We start from the raw sequence: 16590 nt of genomic DNA, 5'->3' as shown, positions 1-16590 counted from the left end.
CGGCTGGTTACTTGTACTGATGCGCGCAACCCGGGTTCAGGTCACACACAATCAGAAGAAATTTCAACTTTCTTGTATATCCCTGTAAATCGGGCGCGTGTTGAAAGCTTGATGAAAGGAAACATTCGTCAGGTCGCTGGAAAATCCCGTTTCTTATAACGCTTTGCGCAGCAGGCCTATAGTCAATCGGTACAAGCGCCCGTCAAATTCTTGCTAACGTTACAGCCAGGTCCGCCAAATGACTGTTTTTAATAAAAAATCCTAAAATTTGGCGTCAAGGAAATCACATGAGCGAAGCGCCTGCGTTACGACGTCTATTAGTGGTAGATCCCTGCGACGACTGCCATCGCCTGTTACCTGGATTACGCTCCGTGGGTTGGGATGTTGACAGCTGCTCGCTGGACAACGCCGCCGATCGTAGCTGTGACGTGGGCTTGTTACGCCTGCAGCCCTTTCACCTCGAGCACCCGGATACGGTCAAGGAGGTGATCAGCCGCAGCGGTACCGAGTGGATCGCCGTGCTCAACCAGGACGTTCTGCGGCTACAGAATGTCGGGGACTTCGTCTGCGAGTGGTTTTTCGATTTTCATACCTTGCCGTTCGATGTCTCCAGGGTCCAGGTGACGCTGGGTCGGGCCTTTGGCATGGCGCGCCTGCGCGGGCAGGGCACGGTGCACATCGATCAGCCCGAACACGAACTGCTGGGGGACAGCAAACCCATCCGCGAACTGCGCAAGCTGTTGAGCAAGCTGGCGCCCACCGAGTCGCCGGTGTTGATTCGCGGTGAAAGCGGCACAGGCAAGGAGCTGGTGGCCCGTACGCTGCATCGGCAATCCCTGCGCCACAGCAAACCCTTTGTCGCGATCAACTGCGGGGCGATTCCCGAGCACCTGATCCAGTCCGAACTGTTTGGCCATGAGAAGGGGGCCTTTACCGGCGCCCATCAACGCAAGGTCGGGCGGATCGAAGCGGCTCACGGCGGCACGCTGTTTCTCGACGAGATCGGCGATCTGCCCCTTGAGTTGCAGGCGAGCCTGTTGCGCTTCCTCCAGGAAAAACACATCGAACGGGTTGGCGGTAGCCAGCCGATCCCCGTGGATGTACGGGTGTTGGCGGCAACCCATGTCGATCTGGAGGCGGCGATCGAGAAGAAAGGCTTTCGCGAAGACCTGTATTACCGACTGAACGTCTTGCAAGTCGTGACTGCGCCCCTGCGTGAGCGCAATGGCGACCTGTCGATGCTGGCCAACCACTTTTCCCATTTCTACAGCCATGAAACCGGCCGCCGCCCGCGCAGCTTCAGTGAAGACGCCTTGATTGCCATGGGCAAACACGACTGGCCGGGCAATGTTCGCGAGCTGGCCAACCGGGTACGTCGCGGCCTGGTGCTGGCCGAAGGCAGGCAGATCGAAGCGCGAGACCTCGGGCTGATCAGCCACCACGCCATTGCCGCGCCAATGGGCACGCTGGAAGACTACAAGCACCGGGCAGAGCGCCAGGCCCTGTGTGATGTACTCAACCGTCATAGCGATAACCTGAGTATTGCCGCCAAGGTGCTGGGCATCTCCAGGCCGACCTTTTACCGCCTGCTCCACAAACATCAAATACGTTAAAAGATCGCAGCCTGCGGCAGCTCCTACATGGGAATACGTTCACCTTGTAGGAGCTGCCGAAGGCTGCGATCTTTTGCTCTACAACAAAGCCCCGTTGCGATCGAAGTCGCAACGGGGCTTTGTTTTGGTTCAGAAGTAGTACGGGAATTTCAGGCTGAAGGAGAAGTCCGGCGAGTCGTCGGTCAGGCCAATGGCCAGGTTGGGCACGATCGTCAGGTTGTCGGAAGCTGCCAGGGTCATGCCGATGTTGAAGTTGGCCGAGTTGTAGTCGCTGTTGGAGATCGATTGCCAGTCGCCGCCGTCCGGCTTGATCTTGCTCTTGCGGGCAAACTGGTCGGTGAAGGAGAACGACATACTCATCTTCTCGTTCAGGGCAAACGCAATACCGGCGCCAACTTGCCAGGAATCGCCCAGTTTCACGTCCCCGGGCACCTTGGTGTTGACCGTAGGGCTGATGTCGCTGAAAGAGTCCTCCATGTTGTAGGTGTAGGCCAGGCTGCCGAACAGCACGGCCGGGTCGAAGGTCTTGACCAGCGAGATACCCGGGGTGATCGCCCAGACACCGTTGCCGGTCGGCAGGTCCTCGGGGACCGCGAGGTTATCGTTGCCAGGCACCTCGACCAGCTTGATGCCGTAAGGGTCATCCCCGGTCGGCGCCTTGACGCGCAGGGTAACCACCGCGTCGGGCAGGTTGGCCGACTCATCGAGGAACTTGTAGGCAACGCCAACGTTGATATCGCCGATGTTCGGGTCGCGGGTAACGGTTTCGTCTGAAACCCCGTTGGCTGCGCCACCGGCGCCACCGGATGAATACGTGGATTCGCGATAGATCACGGGGACGTTAATGTCGAACTGCCAGCGTTGCGCCACGTTATAACGGGCGGTCAGGTCCAGGGTCCAGTTATCCGACTTGATACGGTCGAGGTTGATGTTGCCAAGGAAAATCGAGTCCAGGGCCAGGAAGCCGTTGAGCGTCAACGCACGGGTATCGTAGTGGGTGTAGGTCAGGCCGGTTTCCACGCTGAACTTGCCGCCGCCGAAGAACCCGCTGGCTTCGTCGTACAGGTTGGACACGCTCTGTGCTGGTTCCGAGTCATCCTTGAGCGACTGGCCGTAGGAACTGCCGGTGGTTCCAGGCGCGCCGGCAGCCACCGTCTGGCCACTATTGGGCGATTCGGCGGGGGATTTGGTCAGGCGTTTGGGAGCAGGTGTGGCCGGTGCTTCTTCGACTTGGCGAACGCGCTGTTCGAGGACCATCAGCGCGTTCTGTTGTGCTTCGTACCGCTGTTTCAGCTCCATGAGTTCTTGTTTTAGTGCTTCGACCTGGGGATCCGGTGCTGCGTAAAGCAATGAAGCCGGGGCCAGGCTACTCAAACAGACGATAGCTCTGAACGTTAACATTCGATGCATGGGTTAGCCGTCCCTTCTGACTACATTTGATGAGACTGAGCGTAGATCAGAATCCTTGAGTGCGAAGACCTTTAAGCTGGTCGAGATTCCCGTTCAGAGAGCCGGCTGTTGCCACGTTGTCACGCAGCACGACATTGAGGGACGTGAGGTTCCTCACCTGGTTGCTGCTGCCGAGCAAAGTGGTGTTCTGCATCAAGCCACCCTGGGCCAGGCGTTGTACGGTACTGCCCTGGTTGTTGTTGGCCACGATGTTCATTTGCACACCCGTACCGCTCGAGGAAACGCTGAGCGAGCCCGCCCCATTGGAACCTACCAGCGTCGAGCCCGCGGCCAGGGCCTGGCCTTGCGGTTGCATGGCTGGCGCCTGGTTGGCCTTGGAGACGTTGATATCAACGTTGTTATAGGCACTGTTGTTGTCGCCGGCAGCCCGCACGACCTGGGTGACGCCCTCGGTGCTGTTGAGGCCGGCGCCGCCCGTGACGGTGCCGGTGCCGGCGCTTTGGGTATGCGCCGAGCCATAGCCTTTTTCGTCGATCATCGTCACGTAGAACTGTGGCTTGATGGTCGATTGCTGAATTTGCATCGAGGACGTCGCGCCGATCACCTCACCGTTGGCATTTTGCCAGGTGCTGCTCATGGCGATGCCGAAACTGATGATCCGCCCCGGCATGACATAACGTCCGCGCAGGCTTGCCAGTTCCTGGTCATTCAGTTCAATGGGTTTCAACAGTTCCGCATGGGTCGGCAGGCTGGCGGCCAGGCAAACCACGGCCAGCCAGATTGGAGTCTTCATTGGATACTCCCGGAGCATCGTGCTCCATTGTTATTAGAAGAAGTCGCTTTGGATAAATCCGAAATCCATTAACTCAGCGTCCTGCACCGGGCTGAAGGCGTTGACGCGGTTCTTGGCGGTCAGAGGCAGCGGCGGGTCGAGCAACGCATTGGTTTTGTCGTAGCCCTGGCCGATGACGGCAAAGATGATGCCGTTCCAGCCTTTGGTGAACTCGTCGACTTTGTAGCGTTTATGACCGAGTACCGGATCGCCGATGTAGACCCAGCCTTTATGGACTCTTTGCATGACCACAAAATGTTTGTAGCCACGGACATCCATGAGTACCACCACCGGGATCTTGATCTCGTTCAGGGTTTCCGTCGCTACCCGATAGCCACGGGCGCGCATGCCGAGACTTTCCACGTAGCGCTTCATGTCGAGCATGGAAAAGCCCTGGACGCGGACAAGGTCCTGATCGGAGTGTGACAGCATGCCTTCGATGATCTGTTCTTCGTCCACGTCAAGCCAATAGGCCTGGCGCAAGATGGTCGCCAGCGCCGCGGCGCCGCAACTGAAGTCGGTTTTCTGTTGCACCAGGTCGGAAAATTTGCGTTCGCGTACGCTCTGGATCGGTTTGTACACCAACCCGCCACCCGGTAGTACGGACAGCGGCAGTTGTGCAGCCTCGACCACACTGGCCACGCAAAGCAAAATTGCCAAGGCGATAATACGCATGGTGGGGACGCCTTCTGGTTGGGTTGAAAAAGGCCCCCGGAAGGGGGCCTCCACAGACAGCATTAGAACGATTGGTTGGAGATGGCCAGCGAGTTGCTTTGTTGGTTGCCCACACCAGCAGCCACGTTGACACCCAGGTTGCCGCTGCCACCGTTCACCGAACCGCTCAGGGTTGCAGTGTTGGTCACAGGGTTGGCCCAGCCAGTTGGAGTCAGCACTTGATAAGAGTAGGTGTTGCTCAAATCATAAGAGCTGCTTTCACTGTAGCTTTTCGCTTTGTCGTACGCAGATTCGGCCGACTTGCTGCCCGATTTATCGTACGAGGACGCGGTCGATTTCTCGAACGAAGCATCGAACGCTTTCTCGAACGACGATTCGCGAGACTTGTCGTACGAAGACTCGGCCGAACGGTCGTACGAGGAGTCGCGCGAACGGTCGTACGAGGAGTCGCGGGTACGGTCGAACGAGGAATCGCGTGAACGGTCGAACGAGGAGTCGCGCGAACGGTCGTACGATCTGTCTACCGCTACGTCAAGGGTTGCATCAAGCGAAGCGTTGACCGATGCATCGGAACTGCTACTGCGGGTGCGATCGCCAAAACCGAAGTTGACGGTAGTGGAGTTGGAAGACGCAGCTTCAGCGTCCAGCGTAGCGCCCAGGGAAGCAGTCAGAGAAGCGCTCGAAGAACCGCTGGCAGTGCTGCTGTTGGAACCGCTGGCAGTGCTGCTGTTGGTACCGCTGGCAGAGCTGCTGTTGGAACCGCTGGCAGAGCTGCTGTTGGAACCGCTGGCAGCGCTGCTGTTGGAACCGCTCGCAGCGCTGGCGGTAGAACCGCTTACATCAATGCTAAGCGAACCGCTGGCATCAGAGCTTTTGGATCCGGCCGCGGCCCAGCTCGAAGAACTGCTTTGACTGCCGCTGGCTTCGAACGACTTGTCAAACGAGGCACTACCAGACCGCGTATTGGTAACGGTGATCGTATCAACACGGTAGGTCCGATCGGCAGTGTTGTTCACTGTCAGGCCAGGACCGCTTTGGTTGGCGGATGCGGTGGCTCTTGCGCTACCCAGTGGAGCATTGGTATTGGCAATTGCCATGGTGTTTTTCTGTTGGTTCAGATCGCCACCAGCAATGTTGACACCCACGTTACCGCTGCTGCCGTCGGCGGATCCACTCATCACGGCAGAGTTGGTCACGCCAAAGTTGCTGACGCGGTTATTGTTGCTGATTTGCGTGACGTTCGCGGTGGCAGTGGCCGTGCCGAACACGAAGCTGTTATCGATCGCGGCGTTGTCGGAGGCTGCGTTGGCGATGGCGGCGGCGTTGTCTTGCTGGTTGCCGGAACCTGCCGCCACGTTGACGCCGACGTTACCGCTCGCGCCTGCGGCCGAACTGCTCATCTCGGCCGAGTTTTCTACCCCTTCATTCCAGATGCGGTTGCCGGTGCTGCTCTGTCTGTCCGTCGCATTGGCAGTCGCGCTGATGGGGACCATCCTTGCAGGAGGGGTTTGTTGTTGGCCACCATTGTTATGGTGGTTGCCACGCCTATCGTTTTGCCCAGCTTGTACAGCAACAGCCATGACCGCAGCAATTGCGAAAACCAGAGGCTTTAATGCCATCGAAGGTTTCATGGTGATTCTCCGTACTTATTTTAGGTTAAGTGTTGTTGTTACCTATTTGGGTCAATCCACGACCCGTACGCTCAGGGTGTTGGCCATTCGGTTTCCCACCCCGGCGCTCTGATTCAACTGAATCACCCCACGGCTACCGGTGAATGCCTGGTCACTGGTAGTGACCTGGCGATAGCCGGGTGCAGAGTCAGTTGGATCGGAGTTGTAGAGCAGCGTCACGTTCTGTTGCATGAGGACGCTGTCGTCGATACTTTGCGGCTGCTCACTGGTGCTTATGCGCAGCGCATTGGCTTGCTGGTTGCTGGCGCCCGCGCTCTGGTTGACGCCCAATGCGCCATTGCCATGGCTGAAGGAGTCGCCTTGAATACTGGCGTGGGCATCGATCCTGGGATCGACAATGGTGCGCAACCGTTGGCGAATATCCGTGGTCGCGCTGGCGTCACGGCCAATGGCGAAGGCCCTGGCGTTCGCCTGTTGCTGCAAGTCGCCGGCTGCCTGGTTGACCCCGACGTTGCCCTGGTACTGCGCGCCCGAATTGTCGATGGTGGCGTTATCAATGACGGGGGATTGGGCGAAGGTCGATGCACTGCAAAACATGGCGATCATCAGCAGCGTACGATTCATCTTAACGGTCTCCCGTTATGATTCTGAGGGCACCCAGGCCCTGCTGGACGTTGGAGTTGACCATATTGGCAATGCCGCTGCCGCCATTGCCCGAACGCCCGGCGGGTTGGTTGGAAAGCTGGTTCTGGGTGCTGATGTTGCCGCCCAGGTTGTTGGTGTTTTGCGTGACCAGGCGGGAGATGCCTGCACCACTGGCGACGCCGGCAAAGTCCCCGTCGCTCAACTCGTTGGTTTGAGCGAGGACCTGTTTGGACGGGTTGGCGTTGACAGTCGTGGGGTTGGGATCGGGAACGAGCGGCGGGATCGTTGCGTTGCGTACCTGGACATCGCGTTTGATGATGATGATGCCGTTGTCCGCCTGGACAGGCAGGCAAGCCATTGAACTCAGAGCGCATCCGACCAGCAGGAGACTATGGATGTTGTTATGAAATTTCCCCACGGCGGCAATTCCTTCTGTAAGTGGAACGCTGGCCCTTATCAGCGTTGCGAAGGAAGAGAGCAGAAGCTGTGCCGGTTTTTGCTTTTCTATTGAAAACAGTGGCTTGGCTTTAACTGTTGAGGTGGTGAAAAACACTTTGTAACGCCCCTGAGACAGAAGCACGCAAAAGTGCCGTCCTTGCTGGCGGCATTGCTCGCTGAGGGCGTTTAAGGCAGGTTGTATCAGTGGCTTAACATTTTCTGGTGAAAATGCTCGAATCGCTCTAGCTCGCGGGTTTTCGCTGGGGAGGGTGTTTCAGGAATGGACATTTCCGGCAGGGCGTGGCCGTCTTGTCAGGCCTTGAGCAAGCGCGTTACAGCGTCGAATGCCGCGTCCTTGCGCTGTTGCCAGTCACCTTGCACCAGCTGGTAAGGCTGGCGATGCAGGTCAAGCCACTGGCGGCTGGCCTGGAAAAACGCCTGGCGTTCTGCCAGCTGCGGTTGGCAACGCTGTCCGTCGTCGTGCCAGGCCACGGTTTCCGGGCTCAGCAGCAGATGCAGGTCGTAGTGCCGTACCTGCAATGCCTGCTCGATCCACACCGGGCAAGCGCCAAACAAGGTGCGGCTCCAAAGGATGTTGCTCAACAGATGCGTATCGAGAATCAACAGGGACGGCTGTTGGGCCCGTGCTTGATCTTCCCAAGACAGCTGGCCAAGTGCTATTGGTGTGATGTCTTCGTAGCAGGTTACTCGGGCTTCCTTTTCGATGAAATGCCGAACGTACTCGCCGACCAGTATGCCGCCGAAATTGGCGTGAATCTCGTTTGATAGCCAACTTTTGCCGCTCGATTCAGGTCCTGCCAAAACCAACACCTTCATGGGCACAATACCGGATCGCGGCGCCATGTGCGCCAGCCTTGAATGGCCAGCAGGGTGAACAGGCCATACAGGGCAGCCGTCAGGTACATCCCCTTATAAAGGAACAGGCCGACGAACACACAGTCCAGGACGATCCACAGCGGCCAGCACTGCAGGCGTTTTTGCGCCATCCACCATTGAGCCACCAGGCTGAAGGCCGTGAGGGCAGCATCGAGCCAGGGTTGCGCGGCATCGGTCCAGTGCGCCATGGCGGCGCCCAGCAACACACTGCCCAGCGCGCCCAGGGCCAGCCCCGACGCCACCGCAGGTGCGTCCAGTCGGCTGACTTCGCGCCCGTGATGGGCCTGGCCCGCGCGGGTCCACTGCCACCAACCGTAAACTTGCAGCCCGGCATAGATCACTTGCAGCAGCATGTCGGAATACAGCTTGACCTCGTAAAAGATCCAGCTGTAGATCAGCACCATGACCAGGCCGATCGGCCAGCACCAGGGATTCTGTTTGACCGTCAACCAGACGGCAATGACGCCGAGGGTGGCGGCAAACAGTTCAAGCCCGGACATGCAGGTTCCTTGGAGAAATCGAAGAGGGGCGCGATTGTAACCGGATTATGGCCGAGAGGCTTGTAGCAGCGGGTGCCTTCGATGCCGACTGCACGGCAGCGTAAAGCGCACTTGTCTGCTAGGATTTCGTCCCGCACGCAAAAACCTGAAATCAAACTGATTTTTCACGAAACTCGCGACGTTTTTTGCGTAGGCTTGTGCGCGCGGGACTCAACGACGCTGATGACAGTAAACGGCTTTGAATAAATTAACGGGGCATGCGTCGACGCATGGCCTTTTGGGGGATTGATGGATCTTTGGACGGCCTTTCAGGCTTTGATTCTTGGCGTTGTAGAAGGGCTGACGGAGTTCTTGCCCATTTCCAGTACCGGGCACCAGATTATTGTCGCCGACTTGCTCGACTTCGGTGGCGAGCGGGCCATGGCGTTCAACATTATTATCCAGCTCGGCGCCATCCTGGCGGTGGTGTGGGAGTTTCGCCGCAAGATCTTCGACGTGGTCGTAGGCCTGCCGACGCAGCCAAGTGCCCGGCGCTTTACCGCCAACCTGCTGATTGCGTTCCTGCCGGCGGTGGTACTGGGGGTCATTTTCGCCGACCTGATTCACCACTACCTGTTCAACCCGATCACGGTGGCCACGGCCTTGGTGGTGGGCGGGGTCATCATGTTGTGGGCCGAAAAGCGTCAGCACGAAGTGCATGCCGAAAGCGTCGATGACATGACCTGGAAAGACGCCCTGAAAGTCGGCCTGGCCCAGTGCCTGGCGATGATTCCGGGTACCTCGCGCTCCGGCTCGACGATCATCGGCGGCCTGTTGTTCGGCCTGTCGCGCAAGACCGCTACCGAGTTTTCCTTCTTCCTGGCCATGCCGACCATGGTCGGCGCGGCGGTGTACTCGGGCTACAAGTACCGCGACCTGTTCGTGCCGTCTGACTTCCCGGTGTTTGCGGTCGGCTTCGTCACTGCGTTCATTTTCGCGATGATTGCGGTCAGGGGCTTGCTCAAGTTCATCGCCAGCCACAGCTATGCGGCGTTTGCCTGGTACCGCATTGCATTCGGCTTGCTGATCCTGGCGACCTGGCAGTTCGGTTGGGTCGACTGGACCGCCGCCAAGCCATGAACGATACCCGCGCGCGCAACGACGCAGGACGCCAATCCGGGGCAGGCATCCGCCATCTGCGCCTGAAACTGCTGGTGTTGGCGATGCTGTGCGCGCTGCCGCTGTTCGGTTCGATGTCGTTATGGCTGCAGGGGGTTTCGCTGATTCCCATGGCGGCCTACGGCATCGTCAGCGTGCTGGCGTTCCTGCTGTACTGGAGCGACAAGCGCAAGGCGCGCGCCGATCAAAGGCGTATCCCGGAAAACGTCCTGCATGCGCTGGAGTTCGCTGGCGGCTGGCCGGGCGCCTTGCTCGCGCAGCAAGTGTTTCGACACAAGACGCGCAAGCTGTCCTTTCAAGGGGTGTTCTGGATCATCGTGCTGCTGCACCAGGTGTTCTGGATCGACCGGCTGTTCCTCGGCGCGCAGCTGTTCTCACTGTTCTGATCAGAGCAACAGCCCGACCTGGGTGCGCTTGGGCAACTTACTGACGACAAGCTGATGGGAGCGCCGTAGCAAGCCTTGCAGTTCCTCGGCGCCGAGCGGGTAGGGCGTGGCCATGATGATCCATTGGGCCCGCGCCAGATAGGGCGCCGGGTGAATGCCCGGGCGGTCGCAATGACCGAGAAACAGGTCCTTGTCGACCTTGAACGCCAGGGAGTCGCCGCGCAGGTTCTGCAAGGCGAACATCTTGGTACCGGCAATCGAAAACACCCGCACGCCACCCCATTTGTAGTCTTCCCGCGCACCCGGCAATGCCAGGCAGAAAGCCGCCACGTCGGCCTCGTTCATGCGTCCTGCCTTCATATCAAACGGTCCCCACAGGCATTGAAGGTTTCGATCAGATGGTCGAGCCAGGCACGCACGGCCGGCATCACCCCGCGTCGGTGAGGGTAGACCGCCTGCAACCAGCCCCCGGGCAACGACCACTCGGGCAGTAACTGTACCAGTGAGCCATTGGCCAGTTCCTGCTCGCAATACATCATAGGCAACGTGGTGAACCCCTGGCCGGCGAGGGTGCAGGTCTTGCGCACGATGAAGTCGTCGATGCCCAATCGCGCTTCAAGGGCCAGCTCGTGTTTCTTGCCCTGGCGATCGACCAGGCCAATGTGCACCAGGCGATCGGGCTCGAGGGCGCCGAGCACCGGCAGGTTCTTCAGGTCATCGGGGTGATTGATCTCCAGTCCCTGGAGGAAGGCGGGGCTGGCGACCATCAGCATCTGCGCCTGACGCAGGCGGCGGGTGACCAGCAGCGGATCTTCATCACCCGGCTCGCGTACGCGCAACGCGACGTCCACGCCTTCGGTCACCAGGTCGACGCGCCGATTGACCAGCATCACCTCCAGCTGTACCTGGGGATATTTCTCCAGGAAGTTGCTGATCACCCTCGGAAGCATTTCATGGGCCAGGCCGACCGGGGAAGAAACCCGCAAGCGTCCGCGCGGTTCACTGGACATGCTGGCCACGGCTTCGTCAGCCATTTCCGCTTCCAGCAGCATTGCCTGGCAGTGGCGCAGATAACGTTCGCCGACGGCGGTGAGTTTCAGCTGGCGGGTGGTGCGTTGCAGAAGCCGCGCACCCAGGCGCTCCTCAAGTTCAGCAATGCGCCGTGACAGTCGCGACTTGGGAATCCCCAGCAAACGGCCGGCGGCCGCGAAGCCACCGGCCTCCACGACTTTGGCGAAGTAATAGAGGTCGTTCAGGTCTTGCATGGCACTTTCTCGATCGTTCTATCAGTGGGACAAACTATCGCATTGTTGCAGTCTAATCAGCTATTGGTTTCGTCTGTAGGATTGTTTCCATCAGATCGCCCTGGCGGCGATCCTCACTTGGAGATCCCACATGAAACTGCTGCATATCGATTCGAGCATTCTTGGTGACAACTCGGCTTCCCGTCTGCTGAGCGGCGAAGTCGTCAAAGCCTGGCAAGCCGCCGAGCCGTCCGCCGTAGTGACCTACCGCGACCTGGCTGCCGACGCCATCAGCCACTTTTCCGGGGCCACCCTGGTTGCAGCAGGTACCGCCGCTGAACTGCGCAACGCCGCCCAACAGCACGAAGCCGAGCTGAGCGCCTCGACCCTGGCCGAGTTCCTCGCCGCCGATGCTGTAGTGATTGCCGCGCCGATGTACAACTTCACCATCCCGACCCAATTGAAAGCCTGGATCGACCGCATCGCCGTCGCCGGCCAGACATTCCGCTACACCGAAGCCGGCCCTGAAGGCTTGTGCGGTGGCAAGAAAGTCGTGATCGTTTCGACTTCCGGTGGCCTGCACGCCGGCCAGGCAACCGGTGTTGCCCACGAAGACTACCTGAAGGTCCTGTTCGGTTTCATCGGCATTACCGACATCGAATTCGTCCGTGCCCACGGCCTGGCTTACGGTGACGAAGTGCGTGGCAAAGCCATGAACGACGCCCAGGCGCAAATCAGCGAGCAGCTGTTCGCCGCCGCGTAAGGCTTGCGTAAACACCCATTGCCGCTGCAGGCAATTCCCAAAAAACTCTGTATTCTGATCACGCAAGTGGCAGATGCGGAGTTTTTTGTTTCTGGCTGTTGCAAGTTGTGGCCTGAGTTATGCAGTCGAGGCTTAACGTCTCTGATCCGGTAACAAGGTGGGGCATCCCATGGTGCGTCTTTGTGCAGCTTTACTGATCTGTCTGCTCGCCAGCCTGAATTCAGTGCACGCCGCGCCTGCGCCGCATCCTCACTGGAGCGTCGGTTATCACGAACTGAGCTTTCTCGACCCGCTCGACTTGCAACCGATGCGTGCCATTGCCTTTTATCCTTCGAGCGCCAAGGAACATTCCAGCCTGCTTGAGGGGTACAACGTCGAAGCCGGCGAAGACACCAAAGTCGCTATCGGCCGGTTTCCGATGCTGCTGCTGTCCCATGGCAACACCGGCACGCCGCTGGCCCTGCACGACCTGGCCACGTCCCTGGCCCGCAAGGGTTTTGTGGTGGTGGCGGTGATTCATCCGGGCGACAACTCCAAAGACCACAGCCGCCTCGGCACCTTGAGCAACCTGTACGGACGGCCGATCCAGATTTCCGAAGCCATTACCGCGACGCTGGGCGATCCCATGCTCGCACCCTTCGTCAATGCCGAGCAGGTCGGGGTAATCGGTTACTCGGCAGGCGGCGAAACGGCGTTGATACTGTCCGGCGCGACCCCGGACCTGGATCGTCTGCGCCGTTACTGCCAGGAGCGCCCGGACGACCGTGATGCCTGCAATACCCAGGGTGAACTGATCGTCGACCGCGACGATTTGCAACCGGTGGCCGACCCACGGGTCCATGCACTGTTGCTGATGGCGCCGCTGAGCCTGAAGTTCGGCCGTCATACCCTGGCCGATGTGCATGTTCCGGTACTGCTTTATAGCGGCGATGGCGACAAGCTGGTGGCGCCCGACAAGAACGCCGCGGCACTGGCGCGCAAGCTGCCCGTCGCCCCGGACTTCAAGCTGCTCGCCGGGGCCGGGCATTTCGTGTTCATGGCGCCGTGCAATGACGAACAGATTGTGATCATGCCGGCCCTGTGTACCGATGCAGAGGGCGTCGATCGCGCGGACATTCACCGTAGCCTGATCTCGGAAGCCGGGCGTTTCTTCTCGCGCACCCTAGGCAAACCGACGCGGGCGGGGATGCAGACCGCTGATCAGTAATCAGGTCGTTGCACGGTGCTTGAGCAAAAGGGTCAAGCCCAGCGCACACACCGACAACAACGCCGCACTGAAGAAGATCCACGCGTACCCCAGGTTCAACGCCACTGCGCCCATCAACGGCCCGGCAATCGCCAGCGCCAGGTCGAAAAACACCGCATAAGCGCTCAGGCCGGCGCCTCGGCTGGAGTTGGGCACCTGCTTGATCGCCTCGACGCCCAGGGCCGGATACACCAGCGACAAACCGAAACCGGTCAGGCCGGCACCGATCAAGGCATAGCCGGTCGAAGGCGCCAGCCACAACAGCACCAGGCCGACGGTCTCGATGGACATGCAGGCAACGGCCGAGGTGAAACCGCCAAAACGGCTGATGCTGGAAATGAAACACAGCCGCGCCAGGATGAAGCACACCCCGAACACCGTCAGGCAGTACGCCGCGCCGCTCCAGCCCCGGTTGACGTAATACAGGGTGATGAAGGTGGTGAGGGTGCCGTAGCCGATCGAGGCCAGGCTCAGGCTTGCACCGAATGGCGCAATCCGTCCGAACACCGCCCAGAACGGCAGCCGCTCACCGCGTACCACTGGCACCGACGGTTTGTTGCGAATCAGCAGCAAAGCCAACAGGGCCAGCACCGACAGGGTGATACCCAGGCTGGCAAACCCCAGCTGCCCGACCATCACCACCCCCAGCGGCGCCCCGATGGCAATCGCACCATAGGAGGCGATGCCGTTCCACGAGATCGAGCGCGCGGTATGTTCGGCGCCTACCTGGCCCATGCACCAACTGATCGTGCCGACCCCGATCAGCCCTTGGGCGATGCCCAGCAACAAGCGTCCGGCGATCAGGATCAACAGGCTGATCAAGGGAAAGCTTTGCAGCAAGGTCGACAACAAGGTCAGCCCGCCACTCAAGACGATCCCCGTCAGGCCGTAGATGATGGCGCGCTTGGTCCCGACACTGTCGGACATGCGCCCGGCCATGGGCCGGCTGAGCAGGGTGGCCAGGTATTGCGAGCCAATGGTCAACCCGGCGATAACGGCACTGAACCCGAGCTGCTCATGGACATACCCCGGCAACACCGCAATCGGCAGGCCGATGCAGATGAAGGCGATGAATGTATAGAAAACGATGGAAACGATCTGCAGGGTGATCGCCATGGAGCTTTGTGGTGGCTGTTCTTGCGCAGACATGAGGGCTCGTTCGCGGGCGGCGGAGGGAGAACTGCATGATGGCGCGGCTGTGGGATAAAAGGAAGCAGGCTAACTAATTATCGCTGTTCTTGAAGGCCTCTTCGCGAGCAAGCCCGCTCCCACATTTGGAATGCATTCCCCCTGTGGGAGCGGGCTTGCTCGCGATGGTCTCGACACCACAGAAAATCATGAGTCTGAATACAAAAAGCCCCGTCACAAAGGACAGGGCTTTAACTTGCAGCTTGCAGCTAGAAACTAATAGCTGCTTTTAGAACACCACACCCTGGCTACGCAGGTAATCGTCATAGGTACCGCTGAAGTCGGTCACGCCGTTCGGGCTCAACTCGATGATGCGGGTGGCCAGGGACGACACGAACTCACGGTCGTGGCTGACGAAGATCAGCGTGCCCGGGTAGTTTTCCAGCGCCAGGTTCAGCGCTTCGATGGATTCCATGTCCAGGTGGTTGGTCGGTTCGTCCATGATCAGCACGTTTGGCTTTTGCAGGATCAGTTTGCCGAACAGCATGCGACCTTGCTCACCACCGGAGATGACCTTGACCGACTTGAGGATCTCGTCGTTGGAGAACAGCATGCGACCCAAAGTACCGCGAATCATCTGCTCGCCCTGGGTCCACTGACCCATCCAGTCGAACAGAGTCACGTCGTCTTCGAAGTCGTGCGCGTGATCCTGAGCGTAGTAGCCCAGCTCAGCGGCGTCGGTCCACTTGACGCTACCGGCATCCGGGGTCAGTTCGTTGACCAGGGTGCGCAGCAGGGTGGTCTTGCCGATACCGTTCGGGCCGATGATCGCCACGCGTTCGCCGGCTTCAACCTGGAAGCTGAAGTCCTTGAACAGTGGCTTGCCGTCGAAGCCTTTGGCCATGCGCTCGACGATGACCGCCTGGCGGTGCAGCTTCTTGTTTTGCTCGAAACGGATGAACGGGCTCACGCGGCTCGAAGGCTTGACCTCGGCCAGCTGGATCTTGTCGATCGCCTTGGCGCGGGAAGTGGCCTGCTTGGCTTTCGAGGCGTTGGCCGAGAAGCGGCTGACGAACGATTGCAGTTCCGAAATCTGCGCTTTCTTCTTGGCATTGTCCGACAGCAGCTGCTCGCGAGACTGGGTCGCCACGGTCATGTACTCGTCGTAGTTGCCCGGGAACAGGCGCAGCTCGCCGTAATCCAGGTCAGCCATGTGGGTGCATACGCTGTTCAGGAAGTGACGGTCGTGAGAGATGATGATCATCAAGCTGGAACGCTGGGTCAGAACGTTTTCCAGCCAGCGGATGGTGTTGATATCCAGGTGGTTGGTCGGTTCGTCGAGCAACAGCACTTCCGGATCGGAGAACAGCGCCTGAGCCAGCAATACGCGCAGTTTCCAGCCTGGGGAAACTTCGCTCATCGGGCCGAAATGCTGCTCGATGCCGATACCCAGGCCCAGCAACAGTTCGCCAGCACGGGACTCCGCGGTGTAACCGTCCATTTCGGCGAATTCGGTTTCCAGCTCGGCCACGGCCATGCCGTCTTCTTCGGTCATTTCCGGCAGCGAGTAGATGCGATCGCGCTCGGCCTTGACCTTCCACAGCTCTTCGTGACCCATGATCACGGTGTCGATTACGGTGAATTCTTCGTAGGCGAACTGGTCCTGGCGCAATTTACCCAGGCGCACGTTCGGTTCCAGCATGACCTGGCCGCCGGACGGATCAAGGTCGCTACCGAGGATTTTCATGAAGGTCGACTTGCCGCAACCGTTGGCGCCGATCAGGCCGTAGCGGTTGCCCGCGCCGAATTTGACCGACACGTTTTCGAATAGCGGCTTGGCGCCGAACTGCATCGTGATGTTAGCTGTAGAAATCAAAGGTTTTTCCTGCGAAGCATTCAGAGTAGCTAGGGTTGCGGCAGTACCGAATCAGTACCCGTTTCCGTCATTCGGATCACGGGAAATGCATCCCGGTCAGAAGCGGAAGATCCATCTGGCAATAAGTGGACAGCAGCATATGGAGCGC

General features: G+C 59.3%; 17 protein-coding genes. 5 read left to right on the top strand and 12 right to left on the bottom strand.

Annotation, left to right across the window (positions count from 1 at the left end; all coding sequences use genetic code 11):
* Positions 1-287 precede the first annotated feature (287 nt).
* Positions 288-1613 carry a sigma-54 dependent transcriptional regulator gene (locus tag NPS56_RS18045; protein ID WP_274075855.1) on the top strand — a complete coding sequence of 442 codons (1326 nt, stop codon included), beginning with the start codon at positions 288-290 and terminating at the stop codon, positions 1611-1613.
* Between the two features lie 129 nt (positions 1614-1742).
* Here NPS56_RS18045 and NPS56_RS18040 read toward each other — a convergent pair whose 3' ends face one another.
* The 8 genes from NPS56_RS18040 to pnuC form a co-directional block, all read right to left on the bottom strand.
* Positions 1743-3023 carry a hypothetical protein gene (locus tag NPS56_RS18040; protein ID WP_274075854.1) on the bottom strand — a complete coding sequence of 427 codons (1281 nt, stop codon included), beginning with the start codon at positions 3021-3023 and terminating at the stop codon, positions 1743-1745.
* A gap of 46 nt (positions 3024-3069) precedes the next feature.
* Positions 3070-3816 (bottom strand): hypothetical protein, encoded by a 747-nt coding sequence (locus tag NPS56_RS18035; protein ID WP_274075853.1) that lies wholly within the window; start codon positions 3814-3816, stop codon positions 3070-3072.
* 33 nt (positions 3817-3849) lie between these two features.
* A complete protein-coding gene (locus NPS56_RS18030) occupies positions 3850-4530 on the bottom strand; it encodes a C39 family peptidase (protein WP_274075852.1) in 681 nt (226 codons plus the stop codon).
* A 62-nt stretch (positions 4531-4592) separates the two neighbouring features.
* Positions 4593-6161, bottom strand: a complete 1569-nt coding sequence (locus tag NPS56_RS18025; protein WP_274075851.1) for a heme utilization protein — start codon at positions 6159-6161, stop codon at positions 4593-4595.
* 51 nt (positions 6162-6212) lie between these two features.
* Positions 6213-6785 carry an adhesin gene (locus NPS56_RS18020; protein ID WP_274075850.1) on the bottom strand — a complete coding sequence of 191 codons (573 nt, stop codon included), beginning with the start codon at positions 6783-6785 and terminating at the stop codon, positions 6213-6215.
* 1 nt (position 6786) lies between these two features.
* Entirely contained in the window at positions 6787-7224 is a 438-nt protein-coding gene (locus NPS56_RS18015) for a hypothetical protein (RefSeq protein ID WP_274075872.1), read from the bottom strand.
* Positions 7225-7556: 332 nt separating this feature from the next.
* Positions 7557-8081 carry an AAA family ATPase gene (locus NPS56_RS18010; protein ID WP_274075849.1) on the bottom strand — a complete coding sequence of 175 codons (525 nt, stop codon included), beginning with the start codon at positions 8079-8081 and terminating at the stop codon, positions 7557-7559.
* Positions 8078-8641, bottom strand: a complete 564-nt coding sequence (pnuC, locus tag NPS56_RS18005; RefSeq protein ID WP_274075848.1) for a nicotinamide riboside transporter PnuC — start codon at positions 8639-8641, stop codon at positions 8078-8080. Before pnuC ends, NPS56_RS18010 begins: the two co-directional genes overlap by 4 nt.
* A 288-nt stretch (positions 8642-8929) precedes the next feature.
* On the opposite strand from pnuC, the gene NPS56_RS18000 reads away from it, so the two are divergent.
* Positions 8930-9760, top strand: a complete 831-nt coding sequence (locus NPS56_RS18000; protein WP_274075847.1) for an undecaprenyl-diphosphate phosphatase — start codon at positions 8930-8932, stop codon at positions 9758-9760.
* Positions 9757-10185 (top strand): DUF1294 domain-containing protein, encoded by a 429-nt coding sequence (locus NPS56_RS17995; RefSeq protein ID WP_274075846.1) that lies wholly within the window; start codon positions 9757-9759, stop codon positions 10183-10185. Before NPS56_RS18000 ends, NPS56_RS17995 begins: the two co-directional genes overlap by 4 nt.
* Here NPS56_RS17995 and NPS56_RS17990 read toward each other — a convergent pair whose 3' ends face one another.
* Positions 10186-10545, bottom strand: a complete 360-nt coding sequence (locus tag NPS56_RS17990; protein ID WP_274075845.1) for an MmcQ/YjbR family DNA-binding protein — start codon at positions 10543-10545, stop codon at positions 10186-10188.
* Positions 10542-11450, bottom strand: coding sequence for a LysR substrate-binding domain-containing protein (locus NPS56_RS17985; protein ID WP_274075844.1), 909 nt, complete (start codon positions 11448-11450; stop codon positions 10542-10544). Before NPS56_RS17985 ends, NPS56_RS17990 begins: the two co-directional genes overlap by 4 nt.
* 130 nt (positions 11451-11580) lie before the next feature.
* On the opposite strand from NPS56_RS17985, the gene NPS56_RS17980 reads away from it, so the two are divergent.
* Positions 11581-12192 (top strand): FMN-dependent NADH-azoreductase, encoded by a 612-nt coding sequence (locus tag NPS56_RS17980; RefSeq protein ID WP_274075843.1) that lies wholly within the window; start codon positions 11581-11583, stop codon positions 12190-12192.
* A gap of 169 nt (positions 12193-12361) precedes the next feature.
* The gene (locus NPS56_RS17975) at positions 12362-13399 is read left to right on the top strand and encodes an alpha/beta hydrolase family protein (protein WP_274075842.1); all 1038 of its coding nucleotides are present in this window, start codon (positions 12362-12364) and stop codon (positions 13397-13399) included.
* Here the strand turns inward: NPS56_RS17975 and NPS56_RS17970 are convergent, their stop codons facing one another.
* Together NPS56_RS17970 and NPS56_RS17965 are read right to left on the bottom strand one after the other, a co-directional pair.
* Entirely contained in the window at positions 13400-14587 is a 1188-nt protein-coding gene (locus tag NPS56_RS17970) for an MFS transporter (RefSeq protein ID WP_274075841.1), read from the bottom strand.
* Positions 14588-14855: 268 nt separating this feature from the next.
* Entirely contained in the window at positions 14856-16442 is a 1587-nt protein-coding gene (locus tag NPS56_RS17965; protein ID WP_274075840.1) for an ABC-F family ATPase, read from the bottom strand.
* Positions 16443-16590 lie beyond the last annotated feature (148 nt).

Source organism: Pseudomonas putida, from assembly GCF_028682635.1.
Taxonomy (GTDB): domain Bacteria; phylum Pseudomonadota; class Gammaproteobacteria; order Pseudomonadales; family Pseudomonadaceae; genus Aquipseudomonas; species Aquipseudomonas putida_AE.
The sequence above is the reverse complement of the archived record's forward strand: the minus strand, read 5'-3'. Positions and strand labels throughout refer to the sequence as shown.